Here is a 25,731-nt window from a genome sequence, read left to right as displayed (position 1 = left end):
TCAACGATTAAGCATGTCTTCGGCGCGACATTCCCCTCGCAGGTGACGACGTTTCAGTCACTCTGGAGGGATGATCAATGTTGAAGACCACCAAGGCCGGCCTGTCTGCGGCCGCCATCATCGTCGCCGGTCTGGGTTTCGGCATCGCCGATGTCTCGAGCGCCCAGGCCGAGGAAATGAGCCCCTGGATGATCCGCGGCCGCGCCCTGGTCGTGGTGCCGCAGGAAGATCTGAACAGCACCTCCCCGGCGCTGCCCGGCGCGAGCGTGAGCATCGACAATTCGGTCGTGCCGGAGCTCGACATCACCTATTTCTTCACGCCGAACATTGCGGCCGAACTGATCCTGGGCACCACCCCGCATGACGCCAACGTGCACAATCCGAACGTGGATCTCGGCTCGGTCTGGCTGCTGCCCCCGACCCTGACGCTGCAGTATCACTTCGCCCCCGAGGGTAAGATCCGCCCCTATGTCGGCGCGGGCGTGAACTACACGATCTTCTACGGCAAGGACGAACCGACGGGCACCACCGTCGATTACGACAATGCCTTCGGCTGGGCGCTGCAGGCCGGCGTCGACATTCCGATCAACGATCACTGGTCGATGAACGTCGACGTGAAGCAGGTCTTCCTGTCGACCGACGTGACCATCAACGGCGCCGTGAAGGCGGATGTCGACATCAACCCGACCCTGATCGGCTTCGGTCTCGGCTATCGCTTCTGACCTGGCCTCGGGCCCGCCTTCGGGCGGACCCTCTCTCGATCGTTTCCGACTGCGGGGCGCGCCGGGTCTTCCGGCGCGCCCCTCGTGCTTTTTGTCCCATCTTGGTCACGGTCATGCGGGCGAAATATTGCAGTGCGATAATGAGCCGTGCCAGACTGGGTACGGAACCCGTTTCGTCGAGATGGGTTGATGACGGCAAGGCCGGAATTGAGACAGTCTTTCTGTCCCTGTTTCCGGTTCGGGCCGCCGGTACCCGTTGCTGGCTGTATCCTTGGAAGTCGAGAGTCGGAAATGATCATCGAACTGAAACAGAATGACCGCGTGCTGGCCACCGACGTCGTGACCGCGACCGAGAGCTTCGAGGCGCGTCACCTGAAGTGGGCGGAGCGCAAGGCGCAGGAACTCGCCCTGAAGGGTGAGTACGAGATTGCCCTGAAGACCCTGGCCGGGTCGATCTGGGCCCATCAGAACTGCGGCGTCGCCGCCTGATCGCGGGCGCGCCGCCGCCCTGATCGCCTCGAGCCGCGCGGTGCCTGCCGCGCGGCTTTTGCGTTCGGGGCCCCAGGGCCTCAATAACGGGTCAGCTTTCTTGCCTCGTTTCGGATGGCGATCGCGGTGCGGGAGAATATCTGGCGCCGCAGCAGGATGCCGATCACGAAGACCGTCGCGACCATGAAGGCCAGTGGCCCGCCGAACCAGAACAGGGCCGCCAGGGCGAAATAATAGGTCCGTACGCCGCTGTTGAAGGCCTGCGCCGCCTGGGACAGGACTTCGGCCGTCAGGGCGGCCAGGGTTTCGGCCTCGTCCGAGTCGACCTGCTGCGGGCTGGGCGTCGCCCCGATCAGGGCGATCGCGTAGTTGAACTGCCGGATCGCCCACGAGAAGCGGAAGAAGCCCGAGGTGAAGACGCCGAGGGGCAGCAGCACCTTCACCTCGAACAGGGCCCGGGTCGAACGGGTGGCGAAATCCAGCGCCTCCACCGTCGCCTGCATCGAATCGATCGAGGCGAGGGCGCCGACCAGCGCCGCCGAGATCAGCACGGTGGTCGAGGCGAAGAAGGCGGCCGAATGCATGACGTGCCCCATCATGGCGGCATCGGCGACACGCATGTCGCGCCGGGCCATGTTCTCCATCCAGTGCCGGCGCACCAGTTTCATCAGGAAGTTGATGGTGCGATAGCGCCGCCCGATGAGACCGAGAAAGGGCTCGTAGCCGAACCACGCCGCGACGAACAGGCCGGCGGCGATCCAGTCGAGCGGTGCGGGCGCCAGGGCGGCGACATAGTCGATCATCGGCCGAATCTAGCCGGCACCGGGGGCCGCCGCCAGAGGCTGCGAACAGAGCCCGCGAACAGGCGCCACCGCAAAATATCAACACATAAGGATATCTTTATATCGACCCTTGCGCCGGGCGGGGCGGGCTGTTAGAAGAGGGCACGCCATGCGGGTGCCGGCGCCTTGCCGCGCGCCGCCCCACGACCATCGTCCCCACGACCGTCGTCGAGACACGACTACCAAGGATTCCGCCAATGGCCGCTTTCACCGACTTCAAGGTCAAGGATCTCTCGCTCGCCGACTGGGGCCGCAAGGAGATCGCCATCGCCGAGACCGAGATGCCCGGCCTGATGGCGCTGCGCGAGGAATATGGCGCGGCCAAGCCGCTGGCGGGGGCGCGCATCGCCGGCTGCCTGCACATGACGATCCAGACCGCCGTCCTGATCGAGACCCTGACCGCGCTCGGCGCCGAGGTGCGCTGGTCGTCGTGCAACATCTTCTCGACCCAGGATCAGGCGGCGGCGGCGATCGCGGCGGCCGGCATTCCGGTCTTCGCCTGGAAGGGCCTGACCGAGGAGGAATTCTGGTGGTGCATCCACCAGACCGTGAAGGGGCCGGACGGCTGGGTGCCCAACATGATCCTCGATGACGGCGGCGACCTGACCGTCCTCATGCACAACGAATACCCGGAACTGATGGACGGCGTCTTCGGCCTCTCGGAAGAGACCACGACCGGCGTGCACCGCCTCTACGACATGTGGAAGGCGGGCACCCTGAAGGTGCCGGCGATCAATGTGAACGACAGCGTCACCAAGTCGAAGTTCGACAATCTCTATGGCTGCCGCGAGTCGCTCGTCGACGGCATCAAGCGCGCGACCGACGTCATGCTGGCGGGCAAGGTCGCGGTCGTCGCCGGTTACGGCGATGTGGGCAAGGGCTCGGCCGCCTCGCTGCGCGGCCAGGGCGCCCGCGTCCTCGTCACCGAGATCGATCCGATCTGCGCCCTGCAGGCGGCGATGGAAGGCTATCAGGTCGTGACCATGGAAGACGCCGCGCCCCAGGGCGACGTCTTCGTGACCACCACCGGCAACATCGACGTGATCACGATCGAGCACATGCGCGCCATGAAGGACCGCGCCATCGTCTGCAACATCGGCCACTTCGACAGCGAGATCCAGATCAACGCGCTCCGCAACTACCCCTGGGAGAACGTGAAGCCCCAGGTCGACGAAGTCGTCTTCCCCGACGGCAAGCGCCTGATCGTGCTCGCCGAAGGCCGCCTCGTGAACCTCGGCTGCGCCACCGGCCATCCCAGCTTCGTCATGTCGGCGTCCTTCTCGAACCAGGTCATCGCCCAGATCGAACTGTTCAAGAACCACGCGAGCTACGAGCGCAAGGTCTACATGCTGCCGAAGCACCTCGACGAGAAGGTCGCGCGCCTGCATCTCGCCAAGCTCGGCGTCAAGCTGACCGCCATGAGCCCGGCCCAGGCCGAATACATCGGCACCAAGGTCGAAGGCCCCTACAAGCCGGAACACTACCGCTACTGATCGAGGATCAGTCGGCACGGACGAGGGCGGCGCCGCAAGGCGCCGCCTTTTTTATGTGCCTCACAATTGCCGGAGGAAGTCGGGGTTTGGTGTATTCGCGAGCCAACAGTCTCAGGCCGCGTTGCGCCTTGTTACCGAACGCGATCCTTGCGATTCGCAGCCCGAGCCGATTCGGTCGACAAGCGCGGTCGAAGGTCCAGACCGCGTGCGATCAGGCGAAGGCCGTTGCCCATCTCTTTCTCAATTTTGGAGGCTTCTTCGTTCAACATGGCCATGAGGCCGTCCAGGTCTAATATTGCCTTAGTGACCGGATGCCGCCAGGTACGAAGTTCTGTGACGGTGATGAGTAGGCAGCCGCACCGCCTGTGTTCCGGGGCCAGATATTTCGTGACGATCTGGTTTCTTAGCGTTGCCGTCAGATCGGCCGCAGAATAATTTTTTTCACCAATTTTTAGCTCGATGACCGCTTCCTGCTCGGAACCGGTAGAGCGCAAGCGGATGTCTGTTTCCTTTTGCTCGGCCGTTACCGCCTCTTGGTCGACCGTATATGCGCCATTGGCATCGCGTCGCAATTCGCGAGCAATTTGCTGGCGCATAATTGTCTCATCCTCAATAAGCGCCCATGCGGCGCGTGGGGAATCATCGCGCAGCAGCAAATCGGCCAAGTCTTCAAGCCGATCCGACAGGAGCGTGAACATGTCGTCGCGCGTCAGCGGCGGCAGTTCAGCACGCTGATCAAGCGCTAATATTTCGCCTTCCGAATAGGCAAGGGCGTCTGCGTCCTCGCTGGCCCGCTCCCGGGCGACCGAGATCGCCCGATCTCTGTAATCGGCGAAAAGTGGATCATGAGCGAACTCGATCTTCGCAGCCCAACCTTCGGGGCCCTTTGTCGCAAATAGAGCGTTAATGATGTTACTGCGACCATCCTCAGCATGGTCTCGCACATTGGGCGTAAAATGCCCCGGCCCCCTGTTCATATCATCCGTTGGTCGGATATGTCGAAATGCAAGACGTGCCAACCGCAGCAGCAAGTTAGGTGGTAGACGTGAAACGGAAGTCTGACCTTCATCAGTACGGCGCCTGAAGCTGAAGAGTCTGCTGAACCACTCTGTTGCCGTCCCGAATTTTGACGGCGGGCATTGAAGTAGAGTCTTCTCAAGTGCTTCGATTCCATCTGACGGACTGAGGTGCATCAGAACTGGAAGCCATTCCTCGATTGAGGAGTTTTTCACCCCTTCCGACAACTCCGCGCGTGCGAGGGCGCGCACATGGTCTAAAGTGGCTGTGTCTCCAAGCCGCAGCAGAATTTGCAGAACCTGAGTCAGTCGGCTCGTGTGGACGCTTTCAGTTTCATGGTCCTGTAACCAATTGCGAGCATCCAACCAATCGCGAAGGCGGGGTACGAAGTGCCGCGCTACTGTATCCGTTCCATGTCGAACGCTTTGAAGCAATACTGAATGAGAGGACGCAGGCTCGGCCAATTCAGCCGTGAGTTCCACACCCAATACATCGTCGAGTGCTTCAGGATGGACCGCCGCTAAATCGTCGAGCCATGCCGGAAAACCATTCAAATCGAGGGGGGCGTAACGCAGGGCTAATTTTGCATCTTCATTGCTAAGTGCTTTCGCCCATTCGGAATCTTCAGATTCTGCGACGATTCCGGCAAGACCGAAAAGCCAATGCTCAAAGAATTTATTTTTGTCCGCTTCTGCGCGTTCGCTCCGTAACTCCGGACGGTTAGCACGCCAATACGCCATAAAAGCGGTGCGCAAACGATCGGCAGTGTCCTTGCCGAAATGCCGTTCAATGAGACGCCTGTTCCAGCCAGACGCGCGGCTTCCACTATCACCATTATACATTACTCGCCAAAGATTTCGTGCAGTATTCTCTGCGTGATCTGGTCCTAAAAATTTTTCCGGATCGACGATGATGTTGCGGCGAAACATCTGCCAACTAGCACGAGATTTCGCCTCGCGACGCCGTTCTTGTTCTCGCAATGCTTTTATCCGGGCGCGTAATTGCTCGGTATTGGGGTCAGGAGGGGGCGGTTTTGCATATTCGTCGAGTTGGTCGACTAATTCTTTCAGATCGGCGACGCATGGCTTCAACGATGCAAGGTGATCCAGCCACGAAACGCTGTCGTCACGGCCGGAGATCGCTGCTTGCAGCAGCATAGCGCGGTAGTCCGCAGGGCGATTGCGATCCGAAAGCGAAACAACGATCCACGGCATATCGGAAGGTCCGAGCTGGACTGGCCGATCATTGTACGCCAGGCGTGCATATCTCTGGCGGGCGTTCGGCTCAGGGCTATACCGCTGAAAGATTGTGTCTTGCGCCTCAAAAGCCAGGCGACGAGCATCGAGCGGCGCTTCAGCGAATGCAGTGGCGAGAGCTTTTGCCTGATCTGTGCCGTCATATGTGCCTTCTGTCATACACAACGCTATTACAACAGAGTGCATAACATCAGGCGAAATAAATCCTTTTGTCATCATGCGGAGGCAGATTGCCGCCAATACGGGCAATAGAAATTGACGTTTACTGGCGAGATGAGGCCATTCGTCTTTCTCCCAGCAAGGCCCTTCCTCAGCCAACTCGGTAATCCGGCGACGGAAATCATCTAGCTCCGCCGGTGAGAGATCGACCTTTTCGGCCAGTCGGGGAAGAGTCCATGATAGGTCAGAGGCCCTGCTCTCGGGCGCGGTGACGCGCTTCAGAATTCTGCAGAGAAGTTCTACAGAGAGATGGGATGGGAAGAGGCGAAGCAATGCAATCTGTGCGAGGCGATCGGGCCATAGGCACTCATTGTCGGCTACGCTAGACGCAATCGTTGTAAGGCGTGGCTCTTCGATTTGGATGAGGGCTTTTAGCCCCTCGATCCGCTCACTTTGGCTGGCAAGCGCATTCATCGCCACGTCGTGGCAAATATCTGCGCAATCATCCATTTTCCCTAGCCCCGCCAATTCCAGCAGAATCTCGCGAACTTCGTGGTTCTCGATACCGGCCGTCCAAAGGCGTTTTACTTCCGGGCCCAGGTCGGGCGACGCAAACCGGTGAAGCTGGATTCGAGGAACAAGCAGCCCTCGCCAACCTCCTGCGCGATGCCGTTCAACATAGGCCCGCAGAGCCCGCTGGCGCTGTGCGAGCGGAAGTGATTCCGGGTCGCCATGGTTCAAGAGTACATCTGGCTCCCGAGCAAGAATTTCCTCTAGAACTACGTCGTCCTGAAGCGCCATCCACGCGGCAACCGGCCGCAACGATGGCTTGATCACGGCATCACCTTGCGCCGTCGTGAATAAGATACGTTTGATCGATTTGGCCGGCATTCCCCGCACGCGCAGGGCAAGAAGGTATTCAGCGGCCAAATACTCGACTACGGAACGATGATGGAAGCGAACGCGGCCATATGAAGCCATGCCAAAGAGTGGTCGCTCGAGCAATGTGGTGCATTCCTCTTGCGACCAGTCGTGGAGAATGCGCGAAGGATCAAGCGGCGCTTCGATTGGATCGCCTGTGCGATCTGCTTCGGCACTGTGTCGAATAGTGAGCTTGCGGCTAAGCGTTGCTGCAAGTGCCAATCTGCGCGCACCCTCCAACGCTTTGTCCGCAGATAGAGGCGCTCGTTCTCGGCGGTCATCACGGGGCCTCAGTTTGACCGCTACGTTGCTCGCAACCTGATCGTGGTGGGAGCGGATGCGGCGATGCTCTCGCCAGTCAGCGCATAGTTCGATCAGATCTTGTGGTCTGCGCACAAAATCCTCTGCATTGCGCTTTTTTATGTCGCCGAGCAGTGCATCAGAATCTGGGCTCCCTTCATTGCTGGCAATGACCGCTATCTGCTCGGTCGACAGCGGCAGGAGCGCGACATTGCGCCAGTCCCGATTGAACTCGGCCTCCGAGGATTGTGCCTTCGCATTCCCCATAGCAATATCGGCGAACTCATCCTCTGTTGCATCAGGTTCCGGCAAATCGGGTATTGGCAGGATTTGGCGAAAGAGCTGTTCGTCAATTGGAATAGGGCGCGACGTAATGATGACGCGCACTCGGCCAAGCTGACCGTCGATTGCTTTGGCCAAACGTTTCAGTGCCTGCTCGAACGAGCCGAGGGTCAGCTTCAGTTCGTCTATCGAATCGAGAAAAAAAGTAGCAACATCAGACCGCGCTGCACGCCAAGCATCGAAGCGATTTTCCTCTTCAAAAGAAAAAAGATCACGCAAATTTCCATTTGCAAGGGTCGATAATTCTATAAAAAAGGCAGGCTGCCCATCGTACCAAAGCTCATTTCTTTTTTTTCGACATTCATAAGTTTTGCCAGCCCCGGCTTCGGAGATAATGAGGACACGTTTTGATTCTAATAAAGTAGTCCAATTAATACCTTTGTGCCATCCCAAATCCATGAGGTACGCGGTTTGCTCAGATTCCGTAATTTTATCTGCGGGAATATCTTCGAAGTTGCGTTCGATTTCACAGGATTTGCTCTCCATCGGCATTTCGTAATGTCTCGTTCGCTGAATGGGGGCAACCGGAAAATATTGTCACGCTTCCTGATGGCGCTTTCCAGTAGGTGTGTTTTCAGGGTTGCGCACCCCAAATTCATACCTGAAAATTGGCTGTATAGTGTCCCGCAATTTTGTGCCATTTAGCTCCGTCGCCCACCTCCTTGAATTCCCGCGCGAATTGCCGTAGTTTCCGCGCTCGCCGATTTTGGCCAGTCCCTGCGAATGGAAAGGAGAACGTCATGCACGCAGCGTCGAACAGACACGCGACACATCTCACTTTCCAATGCATTCAGGGACGAATGGCATGGGCAATCCCGTCTCGGGCGAAGCATTTCGCCTGATCGTTTCGCTTGGGCTCAGGGCCGGCGAATTCTTCTACATTGATGGTCCGGGCGTGCAGGCGCCGCAGGCCTTCTTCCGCAAGGGGGAGGCCGGCGATGCGTGATGACATGTTCAAGGTGATCGTGGAGCGGCCGCGCATGGGGTCGCGCTACGCCAAGGCGCCGAAACTGAAGCCGGGCCGCGATGATGGCCTCAAGCACATCGGGCATCTGCGGCATGTCAGTATCGCCGCGCGCGACCAGAAGTATCTCAACGAGAATCTGGCGCCCCTGGTGCGTTTTCTGCGCAGCCGGCGGGGCCGGCGCTGGGATGATGTGTTCAGCGAGATCTGCGCGGTTCTCGACACGCGGAGCGCGGTGAAGATCCATGTCCGGCTTCACCTCGACGATTTCGTCGTCTCGCGCATCTCCGTCGGGCGTCATGGCGAATGGATGACCGACGGCAGGATCATCGAGGCGTCGAACCCCTGGCATCGCGGGCGGAGCTTCTTCGTCGACCCTCGCGACGGCATCCTCAAGGACTACGGTGATCTGCTGGAAATCCTGCCGGCGGCGAACCGGCGCCGGAAGGGCGGGGCGCGATGAAGGAGACGCCCTTCCGCACCGGCCGCCCGCTCCCGGGTTCGGCCTGAGGGGCCGGGCCTCCGTGTCGGCGCCGTTCACAAAGCCCTCGGTTCCGCTCTATCCTCTGCCGCGACGCGAGCGAGGGGAGATTGTGCCGCATGACCACAGACGAGTTCGCCCTGCCCGAATGCGCCGATCGCGGCTGGACGCGGCGGGCGATCGAGATCCTGCAGGGCGATCGCCACCGTTCGGCCGATACCCATCTGCTGAAGCCGGTGTTCAAGGGATTGCCGGGAATTTCGGTCTATCTGAAGGATGAATCGACCCATCCGACCGGCAGCCTGAAACACCGCCTGGCCCATTCGCTGTTCCTCTATGGGATCTGCAACGGGAAAATCCGCGAGGGCACGACCCTGGTCGAGGCCTCGTCGGGCTCCACCGCCGTCTCGGAAGCCTATTTCGCGCAATTGCTGGGCCTGCCCTTCGTCGCGGTCATGACCCGCAGCACCTCGCCCGCCAAGATCGAGGCGATCGAGCGCTTCGGCGGGCGCTGCCACCTGGTCGGGCGGCCGGACGAGGTCTACGGCGTCGCCGCGCGTCTGGCGCAGGAGGCGGGGGGGCATTACCTCGACCAGTTCACCAATGCCGAACGGGCGACGGATTGGCGCGGCAACAACAATATCGCCGTCTCGATCTTCGAGCAGATGCGCCAGGAGCCGCATCCGGTCCCCGACTGGATCGTGATGAGCGCCGGCACCGGCGGCACCTCCGCCACCCTCGGGCGCTACATCCGCTATCGCAATCTCGACACCCGGCTGTGCGTCGCCGATGTCGAATTCTCGGCCTTCTACGATGCCTTCATGACCGGCGACATGGGCGTCATCTGCGATCGCCCGTCGCGGATCGAGGGGGTGGGGCGGCCGCGCGTCGAACCCTCCTTCATCCCGGGCGTGATCGATCACATGATGCGCGTGCCCGATGCCGCCTCCATCGCCGCCGCCCATGTCCTGTCGGAACGGCTGTTCCGCCGGGTCGGGGCGTCGACGGGAACGAATTTCCATGCGCTCTGCCGGCTCGCCGCCGGGATGATGCGCGAGGGCCGCGAAGGCGCGCTGGTCACGGTGATCTGCGACGGCGGCGATCGCTATGCCGGCACCTATTACGATCCGGACTGGCTGGCGGCCCAGGGCATCGACATCGCGCCCCACCGCGCCCGCCTCGAACAGTTCCTCGATACCGGCGAATTCCGATGACCGACTCGAAACCCGAAACATTCCATCCCATGGCCTGTTTCACCGGCCTGAAGCGCGTGCCCTTCCTGGCGCTGACGCGGAACGCCATCAATCCCCTGCTGTCGATCGAGGGCGATGCGGTGGTGATCCGCGTGATCAGGCGCACGCGTCTCGCCGTCGCCGATCTGGCGCGGGTGACGACGGGGCGGGCCATCGGCCAGATGGTGAGCCTGGAGCCAAAGGCGGGCATCCGCGTCTTCAGCGCCAATTTCACCGACCGGGACGAGGCGATCCGCCTGCTCCGCGCGCTCGATGCCCTGGGGGCGCCGCTCGACGCCAAGGCCCGGGCCCTGATCGCCGAATGACCCGCGTTGCCCGGCGCTAAAGCGTTGTTAACCCGACGGGCGCAGGCTTCGGTCATGGAAACGCCGACGGACATGGATCCCCCCGCCTTCGAGACCTATCGGGCGCGGAACCGGGACGAGAAACGGGCAGCCCGCCGCGCCGCGCTGATCGCGGAACTGCGGCGCCGGCATCGGCTGCGCCTGATGCGCCGCATGCTCGCCTTCGGGCTGCCGACGGGGCTTGCCGGCCTGCTGCTCGCGGCCGTTCTCCTGGGGTTGATGCCCTGGTCCTCCGATGCCGACGACCTCGCGGCGGTCCCGGGCGACACCGTCGTCGCCGCTCACCGCGACCGCGCCGGGCCGGCTCAGTCCCTGGCCAACTGAAAGCGGCGTCTCAGGCGGCGCCGGGCACGCCCTTGGTGGTCGAATATTCGAAATGGACCACCTTGTCCGGGTGGATATGGGCATGGGCCGAATGGCAGGCGCTGGCCGCCTCGGCGAAGCCGGACAGGATCAGTTTCAGCTTGTGGGGATAGACCGCGATGTCGCCGGCCGCGAAGATGCCGGGGACATTGGTGGCGCCCGTCGCCTGGTCGATGCCGATCCGGCTGTCCTCCAGCCCGAGGCCCCAGTCGGCGATCGGGCCGAGCGTCATCGCAAGACCGTAGAACGGCAGCAGCACATCGGCCGGCAGCACCTTCTTCTGCCCGTCCAGGGTGGAGACCACGACGCCGCTCAGGGTGCCGTCCGCCCCCTCCAGCCCGTCGAGTTGATAGGGCACCACCAGATCGACCTTGCCCGCCTTCGCCATCTCGTCGAGCTGGCGGAGCGATTCGGGCGCGGCGCGGAACTTCGGCCGGCGATGCACCAGCGAGACGGAGGCCGCGACTTCCGGCAGGGACAGGGCCCAGTCGACCGCGCTGTCGCCGCCGCCGGCGATCACCACCCGCTTGCCCCGGAAATCCTCGCGCCGGCGCACCATGTATTGGACGCCCTTGGTGGCCTCATAGGCGGGCAATCCGTCCAGCGGCGGGCGGTTCGGGCCGAAGGCGCCGCAGCCCGCCGCGATGATCACGGCCCCGGCATCGACCCGGGCCCCGGTCGAGGTGCGGAGCAGGAAACGCCCGCCCGACTGGGGTTCCAGGTGGGTGACCTGCTGTTCGAGCAGGTAATAGGGTGCGAAGGGGGCGGCCTGGGCCTCGAGCTGCTCGACCAGGGTCTGGCCGTCGATCGAGGGGTGGGCCGGAATGTCGTAGATCGGTTTTTCGGGATAGAGCGCGCTGCACTGGCCGCCGATCCCGTCCAGCGCATCGATCACCACGGATTTCATGCCCAGCATGCCCGCCTCGAAGACGGTGAAGAGGCCGACCGGGCCGGCGCCGATCACGGCGATGTCGGTGGTCAGAATGTCGGACATGGATGCTCCTTCCCTTTGGCGCCGGCCAAGATGGCGCCCGCCGTGGCGCGATTCAAGTCGCGCAATGCGCAGGAGGTCGCCCGTGCGCGTTGCGGCCGGGGCCGGGGTTGGGCTAAATGTCGCCATGCCCAGCCAAAGCATGCCCGGCGCGCGACCGGAATCGGACGACCAGAGCCTCTGCCTCGATCTGCCGGATCTGGCGCGGACGGCGGCGCTCGGCCGTGCGCTGGCAGGGGCCGCGAGGCCTGGCGACTGTATCGCGCTCCATGGCGATCTGGGCGCCGGCAAGACGGAACTGGCCCGTGCTTTCCTCCGCGCCGCCGGGGTTTCGGAAGACGTGCCCAGCCCGACCTTCGCCATCGTGCAACCCTATGACACCGACCTCGGCCCCGTCGCCCATTTCGACCTCTACCGGATCGAATCGCCAAGCGACCTGGACGAGATCGGCTTCGAGGCCGCGCTCGACGACGGGATCGTCCTCGTCGAATGGCCCGAGCGGGCCGGCCCGCGCCTGCCGGCCGATCGCCTGGACGTCACCCTGACCCTCGGTCCCGAGGGCCGCCGCACCGCCCGTCTCCAGGCCCTGGGGGATTGGCTTTCCAGACTTGCCGGACTGTTTCCCGACCCCGCGTGATCCCATGACCCTGCGCAATCAAGCCATCGACCACTTCCTGACGCGCGCCGGCTGGGGCGACGCCGCCCGCCGCGATCTGGCGGGCGATGCCTCCTTCCGGCGCTACGAACGGGTGGAGAAGCCGGACGGGCGCACCGCCGTGCTGATGGATGCGCCGCCGCCGAAGGAGAACATCCGTCCCTTCATCGGCGTCGCCCGGCATCTGACGCGCATCGGCCTGTCGGCGCCGGCGATCCTGGCGCCCGACGTCGAAGACGGCCTGATGCTGATCGAGGACCTGGGCGACGACAGTTTCAACCGCGTGCTCGAGGTCGACCCCTCGATGACGGTCCATCTCTACGAGGCGGCGGTGGATGCCTTGCTGGCGCTGCGCATGGCGCCGGCGCCGGGGCGCACGCGTTTCGCCGACGGAACGGAACACAGGGTCCGGCCCTATGACGCCGCCGCCTTCGCCGCCGGGCCCGCCGTCCTTCTCGATTGGCATGCCAAGGTGCTGCGCCTCGATCTGGAGCCGGACGCCTGCGCCGCCTATGCCTCGATCTGGGCCGATCTCTGGCGCGCCCTGCCGCGCGAGAAGCCGGTCCTGATGCTGCGCGACTATCACGCCGACAATCTGCTGTGGCTGCCGGGGCGGAAGGGGGTGGCGCGGGTCGGGCTGCTGGATTTCCAGGACGCGACCCTGGGGCCCGCCGCCTATGACCTGATCGCGCTGGTCGAGGATGCGCGGCGCGACGTCGATCCCGCCTTCGCCGACGAATTGAAGGCGCGCTATGCCGCCGGCGCCGCGCGGCTCGATCCCGCCTTCGACGGGGCGGGCTTCGAGATGGCCTGCGCCATCACCGCGGCCCAGCGCAACAGCCGCATCGCCGGCGTCTTCGTCCGGCTGTGGAAGCGCGACGGCAAGGCGCGCTATCTCGATTTCCTGCCCCGGGTCTGGCGCCTGCTGGAGCGCGACCTGCGCCATCCGGCGCTGGCCAATCTGCGGGCCTGGTACGACCACTACATGCCGGGCGAGGATCTGCGCGCCGGCGTGCGGAGGCTTGCGGCATGACCATGATCGATACAGCTTCCCGGATCGGTAAGACCCTGAGGATCGACACCGCCATGGTGCTGGCGGCCGGCGAAGGCCGGCGCATGCGCCCCCTGACCGACCGCAAGCCCAAACCCCTGGCCGAGGTCGCGGGCTGCAGCCTCCTCGACCGCCTGCTCGACCGGCTGGCGGCGGCGGGCATCGCGCGCGCCGTCGTCAACGTCCACCATCTCGCCGACCAGATCGAGGATCGTCTGGCCGAACGCCGCGCCGAGGGCCGGGCGCCCGAGACCCTGGTCTCGGACGAGCGCGACGTCCTGCTCGAAACCGGCGGCGGCACGGCACGGGCACTACCCCTGCTGCAACGCGATGCGTTTCTCGTCTGCAATGCCGACACCCTGTGGCGGCGCGGCATGGGCGACCCGCTGCGCGACATGCTCGATGCCTTCGATCCCGCGGTCATGGATTGCCTGCTGATGGTGGCGCCCACGGTGACCGCCGTCGGTTACGACGGTCCCGGCGATTTCACCATGGACGCGGACGGCCGCCTGTCGCGCCGCCAGGAACTCCGCGTGGCGCCTTTCGTCTATGCCGGCTGCGCCGTCATGAAGGCCGATCTCTTCACCGACCTGCCGGACGGCGCCTTTTCCCTGAACCTGCTGTGGGACCGCGCGATCGAGAAGGAGCGCCTGTTCGGTGCCCGCCTCGACGGGCAATTCCTCCATGTCGGCACGGTCCCCGCCATCGCCGAGGCGGAGGCGGCCCTTGCCGACCTCGGATGACCGCATAAGGATCGACCGCCTGCCGCCGGTAACGGGGCCGGCGCATCTCTTCACGCTGCCGCCCGGCCGCTCCTTCGTCGATGCCCTGGCGGACAGTCTGCTCGAAAAGGCGGGCGAGGATCCCCTGGAACTCGCCGCGACCCTGATCCTGGTGCCGACCCGGCGGGCCGCGCGCTCCCTGCGCGAAGCCTTCCTGCGCCGGGCCGGGGGACGTGCCGTGCTGCTGCCCCGGATGCGTCCCCTCGGCGATGCGGATGAAGAGGAACTGGCGCTTTCGGGCAATGAGGCGCTGCTCGACCTGCCGCCCGCGATCGAACCCCTGACGCGGAAATTCCTTCTCGCCCGGCTGGTGCTCGGCTGGTGGCGGGCGCGCGGCGAGAGCGGCGACGTCGGCGCGGCGCTGGCCCATGCCGGCGAACTGGCGCGCCTGATCGACGAGATGGAGACGGAGGGGGCGGATTGGAACGCCCTCGATACCGTCGTGCCCGATGCGCTCGCCGGGCACTGGCAGGCGACCCTGGATTTCCTGAAGATCGCGGCGCGCGACTATTGGCCCCGGATCCGCGAGGCCCATGGTGCCCTCGATCCGGCGGCGCGGCGCAACCATCTCCTCCTCATGCAGGCCGAGGCCTGGCGCCTGAACCCGCCCGGCCATCCGGTCATCGTCGCCGGCTCCACCGGCTCGATCCCGGCGACGGCGCGGCTGATGAGCGTCGTCGCCCGCCTGCCACGGGGGGCGGTGATCCTGCCCGGCATCGATCTCGCCATGGCCGACGACGACTGGTCCCGCCTCGATCCCGGCCATCCGCAATGGACCCTGCACGAATTGCTGGAACGGATGCGTTGCACGCGAAACGACGTCGGCCTCTGGCCCGGTGGCGGACCGGTGCCGGCACCCGCCCCGCGCGCGGCGCTGCTGGCCGAAGCCATGGCGCCGGCCGAAACCACGGAACGCTGGTCCGAAAGCCGCCGCACGCTCGACCTCGACACCGCCCTCGAAGGCGTCACCCGGATCGACGCGGCGGACAGCCCGGCCGAAGCCCGCGCCATCGCCCTTCTGATGCGCGAGCAATTGGAGGTGCCGGCGGCGACCGCCATGCTGGTCACGCCCGACCGCAACCTGGCGCGTCGCGTGGCGGCGGAACTGTCGCGCTGGTCGGTCGAGGTCGACGACAGCGCCGGCAGCCACCTGGGCGCCTCGGTCCCCGGCGCCTTCCTGCGCCTCGTGCTGGCCATGGTGGCGGCGGATTTCGCGCCCCTCGACCTGCTCGCCTGCCTGAAGCATCCCTTCGCCGCGCTGGGCCTGCGGCGCGGCACCATGCTGGCGCGCCTGCGCCGGCTGGAACGAAAGGTGCTGCGGGGCGTGCGCCCGGCGCCGGGGCTGGACAGCCTGCGGGTGCTGGCGGGGGACGATGGCGATCTCGCGGATCTGATCGCGCGCCTGACGCGGGCGACGGCGGCACTCGCCGCGCGCCTGGCGGACGGGGAAGGCGATCTCGCCGCCCTGGTCCAGGACCATGTCGCGGCGGCGGAGGCGATCGCCGACAGCGACGCCGGGCCCGGTGCCGAGATCCTCTGGCGTGGCGACGCCGGCGAGGCGGCGGCGGGCCTGATCGAGGATATGATGGCGGCCGCCGCCACCCTGGGCCCGCTGCGGGCGGGCGATTACGCGGGTCTGTTCGAGACATTGGCGATGGCGGTGCCGGTCCGGCCCAGCTATGGCAGCCACCCGCGGCTGCGCATCCTCGGCCCGCAGGAGGCGCGCCTCGAAAGCGCCGATCTGGTCATCCTGGGCGGCCTGAACGAGGGCAGCTGGCCGGCGGAACCGCCGGCCGATCCCTGGGCCTCGCGCCGGATGCGTCACGATCTCGGCCTGCCGCCCCTGGAACGGCGCCTCGGTCAGGCGGCCCATGATTTCGCGACCCTCGCCTGCGCGCCGCGCGTCGTGCTCACGCGGGCCGCCAAGGTCGATCTGTCGCCGACCGTGGTCTCGCGCTGGCTGCGCCGGCTCGATGCCCTGGTGGAGGCCGGGCGCTGGCAGGCGGGGCCGGCGCCGGGCTGGGCGCTGTCCCTCGACCCGGGGGAGGGCACGCCCTGCGCCGAGCCCCGGCCCCGGCCGCCGGTCGCGGCCCGGCCCGTCACCTTCTCGGTCTCGGACGTCGAACTGCTGGCGCGCGATCCCTATGCCCTCTACGCCAAGCGGGTGCTGGGCCTGCGCCCGCTGGAGCCGATCGACGCCGCCCCCGGCGCCGCCGATCGGGGCAATATCATCCACCATGTGCTGGACCGTTTCGTCGCGGAGCATCTGCATGGCCCCCTGCCGGCCGATGCGGTCGAGCGCCTGGAAGCCTTGGGACGAGAGGCGTTCCGGCCCTATGACGACCGGCCGGCGGTGCGCCGCTTCTGGTGGCCCCGGTTCCAGGCGATCGCGCGCTGGTTCGTCGAGGAAGAGACGAAGCGCCGCGCCGCCGGGACCGAACCCCTGGCGGTCGAGCGGGACGGGCGCATGGTGGTGACGGCCGGCGGTCGCGACCATTTGGTGACCGCCCGCGCCGACCGTATCGATCTCGACGTCGACGGCAATGCCACGGTGATCGACTACAAGACCGGTGAAAAGCCGACCAAGCCCCAGATGGTCAGCGGCTATCGCCCGCAATTGCCGCTGGAGGCGGCGATCCTCTCGAAGGGCGGGTTCGAAGGGGTGGCGGCCCTTCCGGTCGGCACCATCGAGGTCTGGCAACTGAAGGGCGGGCGCCCGCCGGGCGAGGTGAGCACGATCACGGCGGGCGCGGAAACCGCGAAGCTCGTCGCCCGCGCCCTCGAGGGGGCGGAGACGATGTTCGGGCGCTATGCCGATGCCGCCCAGCCCTATCTGGCCACGCCGAACCCCAACCGCCGCAGCTATGGCGACTACGACCACCTCGCCCGGGTGGGCGAATGGGACGGCGGGGAGGGCGGCGAATGACCGCGCAACAAGAGGCCGCCGCCGATCCCGCCGCCTCGGTCTGGGTCTCCGCCTCGGCCGGCACGGGAAAGACCCATGTGCTGACCAATCGGGTGCTGCGCCTCCTGCTCGACGGGGCGGCGCCGGAACGCATCCTGTGCCTGACCTATACCAAGGCGGCCGCCGCCGAAATGGCCAATCGCCTGCAGAACGAACTGGCGGCCTGGGCGGTGGAGCCGACGGCGCGTCTCGCGGCGACCCTGGCGCGGCTGACCGGCGAGCCGGCGGAAGTGGAGACGATCACGCGGGCGCGCCGCCTGTTCGCCCTGGTGCTGGACGCGCCGGGCGGCCTGCGCATCCAGACCCTGCACGCCTTCTGCCAATCCCTGCTCGGCCGCTTTCCGGTGGAAGTGGGGCTGCCGCCGGGTTTCACGGCCCTGGACGACGAAGCCGCCGCCGCCCTTCTGGCGGAGGCGACGGCGGAGGTGCTGGCCAGTCCGGACGCGGCGGTGCAGGCCGCCGTCGGGCGGCTTTCCGCTCTGGCGTCCGACGTTCATTTCGACGGCCTGGTGCAATCCTTCGTGGGCGGCCGCATGCGGCTGCCGGAAGATCTGGCTTCGGCGACCCTGGAGCGTTACCTGGCCGATCTCGCCCGCCTGCTGGGTCGCCGGCCGGATGCGGCGGGCGGGCGGCCGGAAGCGGTCGCCGCCTTCGTCGCCGCGCGGACGGCGGACATGGCGCCGGTGCGCGCGGCGATGGCCGTGCTTCAGGGCGGCACCAAGACCGATGTGAAGATGGCGGATCGCCTAGCCGCCTGCTGCCGAGCCTTCGACTACGATACCTATGCCTCCGTCTTCCTGACCGGCGACGGCGTGCCCCGCGTCGATCCGATCACGAAAAAGCTGGGGGCGACCCGTCCCGACATTCAGGACTGGATGCGTGGCGAGGCGGTCGAACTGGTGGCGGTCGAGGAGGCCGCCATGCGGGCCGAGGTCCATCAGGCCTCCAGCGCCCTGATGATCGTCGGCACCGCCATCATCGATCGCTATCACCGGGCGAAGGCGCTGCGCCGGGCCATCGACTACGACGACATGGTGATCAAGGCGCGCGACCTGCTGACCCGGGGCGCCGCCGCCGCATGGGTGCTCTACAAGCTGGATGGCGGTATCGACCATCTGCTGATCGACGAGGCGCAGGACACCAGTCCCGCCCAATGGCAGTTGATCCGCGCCCTGACCGGGGAATTCTTCGCCGGCACCGACGACGGGCGCCATCGCACGCTCTTTGCCGTCGGCGACGTGAAACAGTCGATCTATTCGTTCCAGGGTGCCGCGCCGGAAGTCTTCGGCCAGGAACGGCGCCGTGTCGACGCGGCCGCCCGCGCGGCGGAAAAGCCGTTTCGTTCCGTGCCGCTCGACCGGTCGTTCCGCTCGGCGCCGCTGGTGCTGGCCCTGGTCGACGCCGTCTATGCCCGCGACGCCGCGAAGCCGGGCGTGGTGGAGGGCGAGGTCCTGGAGCACAAGGCGCATCGCGAACATGCGGGCGGCGACATCGAACTCTGGCCCATCGAGGCGGGCGAGGTGGTGGATGAGCCGGACGGCTGGACCCCGGTGGCGGAGGCGAAGCGCGGCCGCAGCGGCCAGATCGCGCTGGCGGAACGGATCGCGGCGCGCATTGCCGGCTGGCTGCACGGTGGCGAGATGCTGCCGGCGCGCGGCCGGGCCATGCGGCCCGGCGACATCATGATCCTGGTGCGGCGGCGCACTCCTTTCGTCGACGCCCTGACCCGTGCCTGCAAGGCGCGCGGCGTGCCGGTCGCGGGCAGCGACCGCATGCGTCTCGCCGGCCAGTTGGGCGTCCGCGACCTGATCGCCATGGGCCGTTTCGCCCTGCTGCCGGAGGACGACCTGACGCTGGCGACGGTGCTGAAGGGACCCTTCGTCGGCCTGGACGAGGAGGCGTTGTTCGATCTCGCCCATCACCGCCCGCCCGGGGGGCGTCTGTGGCGCAGCCTGTCGGAGCGGGCGGCGGAGCGCCCGGATTTCGCGGCGGCCCATGCGGCGCTGGCGGCCGTGCTGGCGCGGGCCGACTACGTCACGCCCTTCACCTTCTTCACGCGGCTGCTGGACGAGGACGGCGGTCGCCGGCGCCTGATCGGCCGTCTGGGGCGCGAGGCGGTGGAACCGGTGGAGGAATTCCTCGCCCATGCCCTTCGCCACGAGGCGGACGAGGCGCCGTCCCTCGAAGCCTTCCTCCATGCGGTCGAAAGCGGCGAGACGGAATTGAAGCGCGACCTGGATCGGGGCCGCGACGAGGTGCGTATCCTGACCGTCCACGCCTCCAAGGGGCTGGAGGCGCCGGTGGTCATTCTGCCGGACACGACGGCCCTGCCGAAACAGCCGGACGGCCTGCTGTGGTCGGAGGGCGGCCTGCCGGTCTGGGCCCTGAAGGGCGCCATGGCGGTGCCGGAGGTGGCCCGCGTGCGCGACGCCATGCGCGACGCGGACCTGCGCGAATACCGCCGCCTGCTCTATGTCGCGCTGACCCGGGCGGAGGACCGGCTGGTGGTCTGCGGCTGGGCCGGTCGGGGCGACGGGGGCCATGCCCCGGATTCGTGGTACGACCTGATCGCCGCCGCCTTCCCGGCGGACGCGGCGGACGAGGAGATCCTGCCCGGGTTCACCGCGCGTCGCCTGGTCCGGGCCCCGGGCGAGACGGCGGCGGAACGGCGCCATCTGGCGGCGGCGGCCCCCCCGGCCCGACCCCTGCCGGACTGGGCGCTGCGACCGGCCCCGGTGGAGCGCCGACCCTCCGATCCGCTCAGCCCGTCGCGCGCGGCCGATGCCGATCTCGGGGTCGCCAGCCCCCTGGTGCTGGCGGGGGCGGAACGTTTCCTGCGCGGGCGCCTGGTCCACCGGATGCTCGAACTGCTGCCGGACCTCGATCCCGCGAGGCGCGGCGCGGCGGCGGCCCGCTTCCTCGAGACGCGGGCGCCGGATCTCGATGCCGGCCAGCGCGAGGCATTGAGGGGGGAGATTCTGGCGGTGCTCGACCATCCCGGCTTCGCGCCCGTCTTCGGGCCGGGCAGCCGGCCGGAAGTGCCGGTCGCGGCGGTGATCGGGGCGGAGACGGTGGTCGGCCAGATCGACCGCCTGGTGGTGCTGCCCGACCGCGTGCTGATCGTCGATTTCAAGACCGACCGCCCCTCGCCGGCGGACTGGCGGGCGGTGGCGCCCGGCTATGTCCGCCAGCTCGCGCTCTATCGCGCGGTGGTGGCCCGGCTCTATCCCCGTCTGCCGGTCGAGGCGGCGCTGCTCTGGACCGAGACCCCGCGCCTGATGCCGGTACCGGGGGAGGGGCTGGATGCAAGTCTTGCAGGTCTGACCGGCGCGACGGCCACGGTTGACGCTGCCGAAGGCTCTTCCTAGATTTGTGGGCCGAACGGATTGGATGTCGGCGGGCCCCGCTTTGGATGAGGACCGGCCCCCGACCATGAAAGGTGCGTTGAACATGCCCACCAAAAAGGTGACCGATACTTCCTTCGCCGAGGACGTGCTTGGGGCGAACGGCCCCGTCGTCGTGGACTTCTGGGCCGAATGGTGCGGCCCCTGCAAGCAGATCGGCCCCAGCCTCGAGGAAATCGCCGAGGAACTGGGCCAGCAGGTCACGATCACCAAGATCAACATCGACGAGAATCCCAATACCCCGGCCCGCTACGGCGTGCGCGGCATCCCTACCCTGATGCTGTTCCGCGACGGCAAGGTCGCCGCCACCAAGGTCGGTGCCCTGCCCAAGGGCAAGATCGTGGAGTGGATCAACAACTCGCTGTGATCACCTGACAGCGCGCCGTCCCATCGGCGGCGCGGCAGGAGCGACGAGGGCGGCTCTTCCGTTCGGCGCATGCAAGGCCGGACGGGGAAGCCGCCCTTCCTGCTTTCGCCCGGCACGGTGGCGTGTCCTGGGGCGGGAAATTCTTTCGGTTGTGCGATCGTGTCGTCTAAGGTCGTTTCGGGGAATGGGTGGCCGAGAAGGAGATCCGACGGTCATGGCCGAAAAGATCGAGATCGAACTGGATAAAGCGCGCGACACTGGTGTCTGTCCCTGCTGCGGCCACACATCGCGCGTCGTCTCCGGCTTCGTTTATGCCGATGGCGACGCCTACGCGATGTACAATGTCCATTGGACCGTGGGGCATGTTGCCGAGTACGGCGCCAACTTCGACCTGGTTCTCGGCGAATTCGGCGAAGGCGCGACAAATGAAGACCAGTTCTTGGTCGCCCTGGACTACCGCTTGTTCGAGACCGGCCCCGGCTTCATCGTGATCGACGCCGACACGCGACCATTTGCGAAGAATGATGACGTCAGACCCGGTTTCAGCCGGGATGACGTCATCGGGACCAGCGTGGCGGGCTACGCCTTCATGATGGCCGATGCCATATTGGCGCTGGATCCGCGCATCGAGGAAATTCTGGGCGGATGGCGGGTCACCCTCGTGGATGGCGGGGCATATTCCGAATTCCGGCCGCGTTGACGGCCCCTGTTTTCGTTGCTAAGAACGGCCTCCTGCTGATCGGCGGGATGTCGCGCGGCCTGCACGGCCGCCGTGGGCGGGCGTAGTTCAGAGGTAGAACGTCAGCTTCCCAAGCTGAATGTCGTGGGTTCGATTCCCATCGCCCGCTCCAGTTTCGGCCCTCGGGGCCATCCCCGCTTTCCCCCCCCTCCGCTTTCATCGTTCCCGTGATGGCGTTAGGCTGGACCCTGGTTCCATGGTCCGGGGGAAAACCATGATCCGTCACATCATGCTCTTGATCGCGGCGTTCGTGTTGGCCGCCTGTGCCGGCGCGCCGCCGGGACAGCGCCAGGCTGCGGCCGTGTCCGCGCCGGCGGTCGCGGTGCAGGATCCCGCGCCGCTCGGCACCGGGTATCAGAACTGGGCGTCGGTGATCGTGGCGGGGGATTGGCGGTCCGGGGCTTCGGAGCCGACGGAGACCTTCGACAATGCGCGCCGCGCGATCGCGTCAAAGCTGGCGGGCATCGGCTTTCCGGCGGCGCGCATGCGCCAGATCTCGTCCCGGCCGCGGGCGGATGCGACGGCGGACGCCACGGGGGCCGATTTCCACGACATGGCGGCGGCCCTGAAGACGGTCGCGCGGGGCAGCGCCGGCTGTCTGCTCTACGTCACGTCCCACGGCAACGACGAGGTCGTCCTCGTCGGCCGCCATGGCGTCAGACCGGACCATGTCGCCGACCTCCTCGATGTGGCTTGCGCCGGGCGGCCCAAGATCGTCGTCATCTCGGCCTGCTATTCCGGCATCTTCGTCAGGCGGCTGGCGGCGCCGGATACGATGGTGATGACGGCGGCACGGCCCGACCGCCCCTCCTTCGGCTGCGGCGTCGACTCGAAATATCCCTATTTCGACCAATGCGTGCTCCAGGAATTCGACCGGGCCCGGGATTTTCCCGCCCTGGCGCGGGCGGCGGCGGTCTGCGTCGACCGGCGCGAAAAGGTCGAGGGCATGCGCAGCTCCGGCCCGCAACTGAGCGTCGGCGCCGAGATCGACGGGATCCTGCATGCCAGACCATTGCACTGAGGGTCCCTGCATTGAGGGCCCGTGCATTGAGGGGGCTGCCGTGACCGGCGTCACGCCGGCGGCCCTTTGAGCTTTGCCCGGGTCGCGATCCGGGGCAAGGTCCGGTCCGCGCCGGGGGGACTTCGGCGCCTGAAGAAGCAAGGCAGGAAGATCATGAACAAGAGCGGAAAGATTCTCGGTGCGGCCGTGCTGGCGGCGGGGGTGATGCTGTCGGGCCTCGGCCCCGCGCGCGCCGACGACGTCGGCGACGGCATCGCCAAGGCGGGCGAACTCTATGGCGCGGGCGACCTGGGCGGGGCGCTGCAGGAACTCGCCTTCGCCACCGCCGAGATCCAGGCCAAGCTGAGCGCCGCCTATGGCGAGACCATGCCCGACGCACCCGAGGGCTGGAGCGCCGACGAGCCGGAAAGCCAGTCCATGATGGGCATGGGCCAGAACGTCACCCGCGACTACACCGCGCCCGACGGCAATTCCGTCCGCCTGACGCTGTCGGTCGACAGCCCGCTGATGCAGTCCATGGGCATGCTGTTCGGCAATCCCATGATGGCGGCCCAGGCCGGCTACAAGCGGATGCGCGTCTCCGGCATGGACGCCATGGTGAAGGACGACGGCGGCAGCGTGCAGATCATGATGGCGATCGGTGGCCGCATGCTGCTGAACGCCGAATCCAGCAGCGTGCCGGCGGATCAGGTGAAGGCGCTGTTCTCGGCCTGGAAGATCGACGAGTTGAAGAAACTCGCCGGCATGTGAGGCATCAGGCCATCGCCCGGCGCCGCTGCCGGGCGATGGCCTTGCCGTCCTTCAGGCTGAGGCCGAGAAGGGTGATGTTCAGGGCACCGGCCGCAAGCTCCAGGCCCTGCACCCACCAGAAGGCGCCGGTGAAATCGCCCACCGCCGCCCGCATCTGCAGATAGATCGCGCAGGGCACCAGCACCAGCCCGCCGTTGAGGGCGATCACCGGCATGCGCCGCTTCTTGGCCGCGATGCGCGGATCGGGGGAGCGGCCGGCCAGACGCCGCCCGCTCAGGCCGGCATAGACGATCGCCGGGATCAGCAGCACAAGGGCATAGAGAATGCCGGTCTTCACCCGATAGATGTCCTGGGCGTCGCCCCCGATCTCGGCGATCACCGTCGCCACCCAGAAGCAGGCGATCAGGCCGAGGGCGGTGCCGCCGGCGGCGGGGTGGAGTTTGCGAGGCATGGGACGGGCTCCGATCGGCATTTCCTATGACGCGAGAATAGGGCAAAGCCCGCCGGACGCGAGCCCCGGCTTGCGGTTCCGGCATGGGCTCTCCATGCTGGCCGCCGCTTCGTCCAGGACCGAATCCGATGGCCCGCACGCTCATGTTCCAGGGGACCGGCTCCAACGTCGGCAAGTCGCTGCTGGTGGCCGGCCTGTGCCGCGTCCTGGTCCGGCGCGGCCATGGCGTGCTGCCGTTCAAGCCGCAGAACATGTCGAATAATGCCGCCGTCACCGCCGACGGCGGCGAGATCGGCCGCGCCCAGGCGCTGCAGGCGCGGGCCTGCGGCGTCGCCCCCAGCGTCCACATGAACCCCGTGCTGCTGAAGCCGCAAGGCGGCAACGGCGCGCAGATCGTGGTCCAGGGCCGGGTCGTGGGCCATGCCGGCGCGCGCGACTATCAGACCCGGAAGGGCGACCTGATGCCCGCGGTGCTCGACAGTTTCGAGCGTTTGAAGCGCGATGCGGACTTCGTCCTGGTCGAAGGCGCGGGCAGTGCCTCCGAAGTCAATCTCCGCGCCCGCGACATCGCCAACATGGGCTTCGCCCGTGCCGCCGACGTGCCGGTGATCCTGATCGGCGACATCGAGCGTGGCGGGGTGATCGCCGCCCTGGTCGGCACCAGGACCGTGCTGCCGCCCGAAGACGCCGCCATGATCCGGGGCTTCATCGTCAATCGCATGCGGGGCGATGCCGGCCTCTTCGCCGAGGGCATGCGCATCATCGCCGGTCACACCGGCTGGCCCGCCCTCGGCCTCGTTCCGCATTTCGAGGCGGCGGGCAAGCTGCCGGCGGAAGACGCCTATGATCTCGCGGAACGCCTGTCGCGCCCCGCGCCGGCAGGGGAGGGCGACAGGCTTCGGGTGGTGGTGCCGGTACTCCCGGCGATCGCCAATTTCGACGATCTCGATCCCCTGGCGGCGGAACCCGGCGTGTCCCTCGCGATGGTCCGGCCGGGCCGGGCCCTGCCGCCGGCGGATCTGATCGTCCTACCTGGCTCCAAGGCGACGATCGCCGATCTCGCGGCGCTGTGCGGCCAGGGCTGGGACATCGACATTCAGGCCCACCGGCGCCGGGGCGGTGCCGTGCTCGGGCTGTGCGGCGGCTATCAGATGCTGGGCCGCCGGATCGAGGATCCGGCGGGCATCGAAGGCCCGGCCGGCGGTGTGGACGGTCTCGGCCTTTTGGACGTCACAACCGTGCTGACCGGGGACAAGCGGCTTTTGGCCGTCGCCGGCCGGACCGTCGCCGACGGCATGGCGTTCCAGGGGTACGAGATGCACATGGGGCGGACCGAAGGTGCCGACTGCGCCCGCCCGCTGGTCGATCTGGGTGACGGCCGTATCGACGGCGCGGTCAGCGCCGATGGTCTGGTGCTCGGCACCTATGTCCATGGCCTGTTCGCCGACAACGGCCAGCGCGGCGCCTGGCTCAGGCGTCTCGGGGCGGGCGGAAGCGGCCTCGATCACGATGCGATGATCGAGGCGGTCCTGGACGGTTTCGCCGCCCATCTCGAAGCCCATGTCGACATAGACCGGCTGATCGCGCTGGCACGTCAGGCATGACGGGC

22 protein-coding genes and 1 tRNA gene are annotated in these 25,731 nt (G+C 66.6%); 19 read left to right on the top strand and 4 right to left on the bottom strand.

Translation table 11 applies throughout. The annotated features are described in order from the left end of the window. The first annotated feature begins 77 nt into the window (after positions 1-77). Both L2U69_RS18600 and L2U69_RS18595 read left to right on the top strand, forming a co-directional pair. Positions 78-722 carry an OmpW/AlkL family protein gene (locus tag L2U69_RS18600; protein WP_236108630.1) on the top strand — a complete coding sequence of 215 codons (645 nt, stop codon included), beginning with the start codon at positions 78-80 and terminating at the stop codon, positions 720-722. A gap of 291 nt (positions 723-1,013) precedes the next feature. Then, positions 1,014-1,211 carry a hypothetical protein gene (locus L2U69_RS18595; protein WP_236108629.1) on the top strand — a complete coding sequence of 66 codons (198 nt, stop codon included), beginning with the start codon at positions 1,014-1,016 and terminating at the stop codon, positions 1,209-1,211. 80 nt (positions 1,212-1,291) lie between these two features. Here L2U69_RS18595 and L2U69_RS18590 read toward each other — a convergent pair whose 3' ends face one another. Then, complete coding sequence (locus tag L2U69_RS18590) at positions 1,292-2,014, bottom strand: DUF599 domain-containing protein (protein ID WP_236108628.1); 723 nt, start codon at positions 2,012-2,014, stop codon at positions 1,292-1,294. A 236-nt stretch (positions 2,015-2,250) separates the two neighbouring features. Between L2U69_RS18590 and ahcY the strand changes: the two genes are divergently transcribed. Further along, positions 2,251-3,546 carry an adenosylhomocysteinase gene (ahcY, locus tag L2U69_RS18585; RefSeq protein WP_236108627.1) on the top strand — a complete coding sequence of 432 codons (1,296 nt, stop codon included), beginning with the start codon at positions 2,251-2,253 and terminating at the stop codon, positions 3,544-3,546. A gap of 131 nt (positions 3,547-3,677) precedes the next feature. On the opposite strand, the gene L2U69_RS18580 is transcribed toward ahcY, so the two are convergent. Then, complete coding sequence (locus tag L2U69_RS18580; RefSeq protein ID WP_236108626.1) at positions 3,678-8,033, bottom strand: NACHT domain-containing protein; 4,356 nt, start codon at positions 8,031-8,033, stop codon at positions 3,678-3,680. Between the two features lie 313 nt (positions 8,034-8,346). On the opposite strand from L2U69_RS18580, the gene L2U69_RS18575 reads away from it, so the two are divergent. The 5 genes from L2U69_RS18575 (at position 8,347) to L2U69_RS18555 (ending at position 10,907) form a co-directional block, all read left to right on the top strand. Continuing rightward, positions 8,347-8,487: a hypothetical protein gene (locus L2U69_RS18575; RefSeq protein ID WP_236108625.1), complete on the top strand. Its 141-nt coding sequence runs from the start codon at positions 8,347-8,349 to the stop codon at positions 8,485-8,487. Next, entirely contained in the window at positions 8,480-8,968 is a 489-nt protein-coding gene (locus tag L2U69_RS18570; protein ID WP_236108624.1) for a hypothetical protein, read from the top strand. Before L2U69_RS18575 ends, L2U69_RS18570 begins: the two co-directional genes overlap by 8 nt. A gap of 137 nt (positions 8,969-9,105) precedes the next feature. Next, positions 9,106-10,200, top strand: a complete 1,095-nt coding sequence (locus L2U69_RS18565) for a PLP-dependent cysteine synthase family protein (protein WP_236108623.1) — start codon at positions 9,106-9,108, stop codon at positions 10,198-10,200. Continuing rightward, entirely contained in the window at positions 10,197-10,544 is a 348-nt protein-coding gene (locus tag L2U69_RS18560) for a hypothetical protein (RefSeq protein WP_236108622.1), read from the top strand. The genes L2U69_RS18565 and L2U69_RS18560 overlap by 4 nt, the downstream gene beginning before the upstream one ends. A 54-nt stretch (positions 10,545-10,598) precedes the next feature. Further along, positions 10,599-10,907 (top strand): hypothetical protein, encoded by a 309-nt coding sequence (locus L2U69_RS18555; protein ID WP_236108621.1) that lies wholly within the window; start codon positions 10,599-10,601, stop codon positions 10,905-10,907. 10 nt (positions 10,908-10,917) lie between these two features. On the opposite strand, the gene L2U69_RS18550 is transcribed toward L2U69_RS18555, so the two are convergent. Next, on the bottom strand, positions 10,918-11,940 hold the full coding sequence (locus L2U69_RS18550; protein WP_236108620.1) for an NAD(P)/FAD-dependent oxidoreductase: 1,023 nt from the start codon (positions 11,938-11,940) through the stop codon (positions 10,918-10,920). 124 nt (positions 11,941-12,064) lie between these two features. On the opposite strand from L2U69_RS18550, the gene tsaE reads away from it, so the two are divergent. From tsaE to L2U69_RS18500, 10 genes are all read left to right on the top strand, one after another. After that, positions 12,065-12,574: a tRNA (adenosine(37)-N6)-threonylcarbamoyltransferase complex ATPase subunit type 1 TsaE gene (gene tsaE / locus L2U69_RS18545; protein WP_236108619.1), complete on the top strand. Its 510-nt coding sequence runs from the start codon at positions 12,065-12,067 to the stop codon at positions 12,572-12,574. Between the two features lie 4 nt (positions 12,575-12,578). Next, a complete protein-coding gene (locus tag L2U69_RS18540; RefSeq protein ID WP_236108618.1) occupies positions 12,579-13,625 on the top strand; it encodes an aminoglycoside phosphotransferase family protein in 1,047 nt (348 codons plus the stop codon). Then, positions 13,622-14,386, top strand: coding sequence for a nucleotidyltransferase family protein (locus tag L2U69_RS18535; protein WP_236108617.1), 765 nt, complete (start codon positions 13,622-13,624; stop codon positions 14,384-14,386). Before L2U69_RS18540 ends, L2U69_RS18535 begins: the two co-directional genes overlap by 4 nt. Then, positions 14,370-17,351, top strand: coding sequence for a double-strand break repair protein AddB (gene addB / locus L2U69_RS18530; protein WP_236108616.1), 2,982 nt, complete (start codon positions 14,370-14,372; stop codon positions 17,349-17,351). Before L2U69_RS18535 ends, addB begins: the two co-directional genes overlap by 17 nt. Next, complete coding sequence (gene addA, locus L2U69_RS18525) at positions 17,348-20,758, top strand: double-strand break repair helicase AddA (RefSeq protein WP_236108615.1); 3,411 nt, start codon at positions 17,348-17,350, stop codon at positions 20,756-20,758. The genes addB and addA overlap by 4 nt, the downstream gene beginning before the upstream one ends. 82 nt (positions 20,759-20,840) lie before the next feature. Beyond that, on the top strand, positions 20,841-21,161 hold the full coding sequence (gene trxA, locus L2U69_RS18520) for a thioredoxin TrxA (protein ID WP_236108614.1): 321 nt from the start codon (positions 20,841-20,843) through the stop codon (positions 21,159-21,161). 214 nt (positions 21,162-21,375) lie between these two features. Next, positions 21,376-21,861 carry a hypothetical protein gene (locus L2U69_RS18515; protein WP_236108613.1) on the top strand — a complete coding sequence of 162 codons (486 nt, stop codon included), beginning with the start codon at positions 21,376-21,378 and terminating at the stop codon, positions 21,859-21,861. A gap of 76 nt (positions 21,862-21,937) precedes the next feature. Beyond that, positions 21,938-22,012: transfer RNA gene (locus L2U69_RS18510), tRNA-Gly, on the top strand. Between the two features lie 102 nt (positions 22,013-22,114). Then, positions 22,115-22,921 carry a C13 family peptidase gene (locus L2U69_RS18505; protein ID WP_236108612.1) on the top strand — a complete coding sequence of 269 codons (807 nt, stop codon included), beginning with the start codon at positions 22,115-22,117 and terminating at the stop codon, positions 22,919-22,921. Between the two features lie 153 nt (positions 22,922-23,074). After that, positions 23,075-23,671, top strand: a complete 597-nt coding sequence (locus L2U69_RS18500; RefSeq protein WP_236108611.1) for a hypothetical protein — start codon at positions 23,075-23,077, stop codon at positions 23,669-23,671. A gap of 4 nt (positions 23,672-23,675) precedes the next feature. On the opposite strand, the gene L2U69_RS18495 is transcribed toward L2U69_RS18500, so the two are convergent. After that, entirely contained in the window at positions 23,676-24,122 is a 447-nt protein-coding gene (locus L2U69_RS18495) for a hypothetical protein (RefSeq protein WP_236108610.1), read from the bottom strand. A gap of 128 nt (positions 24,123-24,250) precedes the next feature. Between L2U69_RS18495 and L2U69_RS18490 the strand changes: the two genes are divergently transcribed. Further along, complete coding sequence (locus L2U69_RS18490) at positions 24,251-25,726, top strand: cobyric acid synthase (protein ID WP_236108609.1); 1,476 nt, start codon at positions 24,251-24,253, stop codon at positions 25,724-25,726. Positions 25,727-25,731: the final 5 nt, after the last annotated feature.

The organism is Zavarzinia marina, from assembly GCF_021568905.1.
In the GTDB taxonomy this organism is placed as follows: Bacteria; Pseudomonadota; Alphaproteobacteria; order Zavarziniales; family Zavarziniaceae; genus Zavarzinia; species Zavarzinia marina.
Note: the sequence above shows the minus strand (reverse complement) of the source record. Positions and strands in the feature narration are given on the sequence as shown.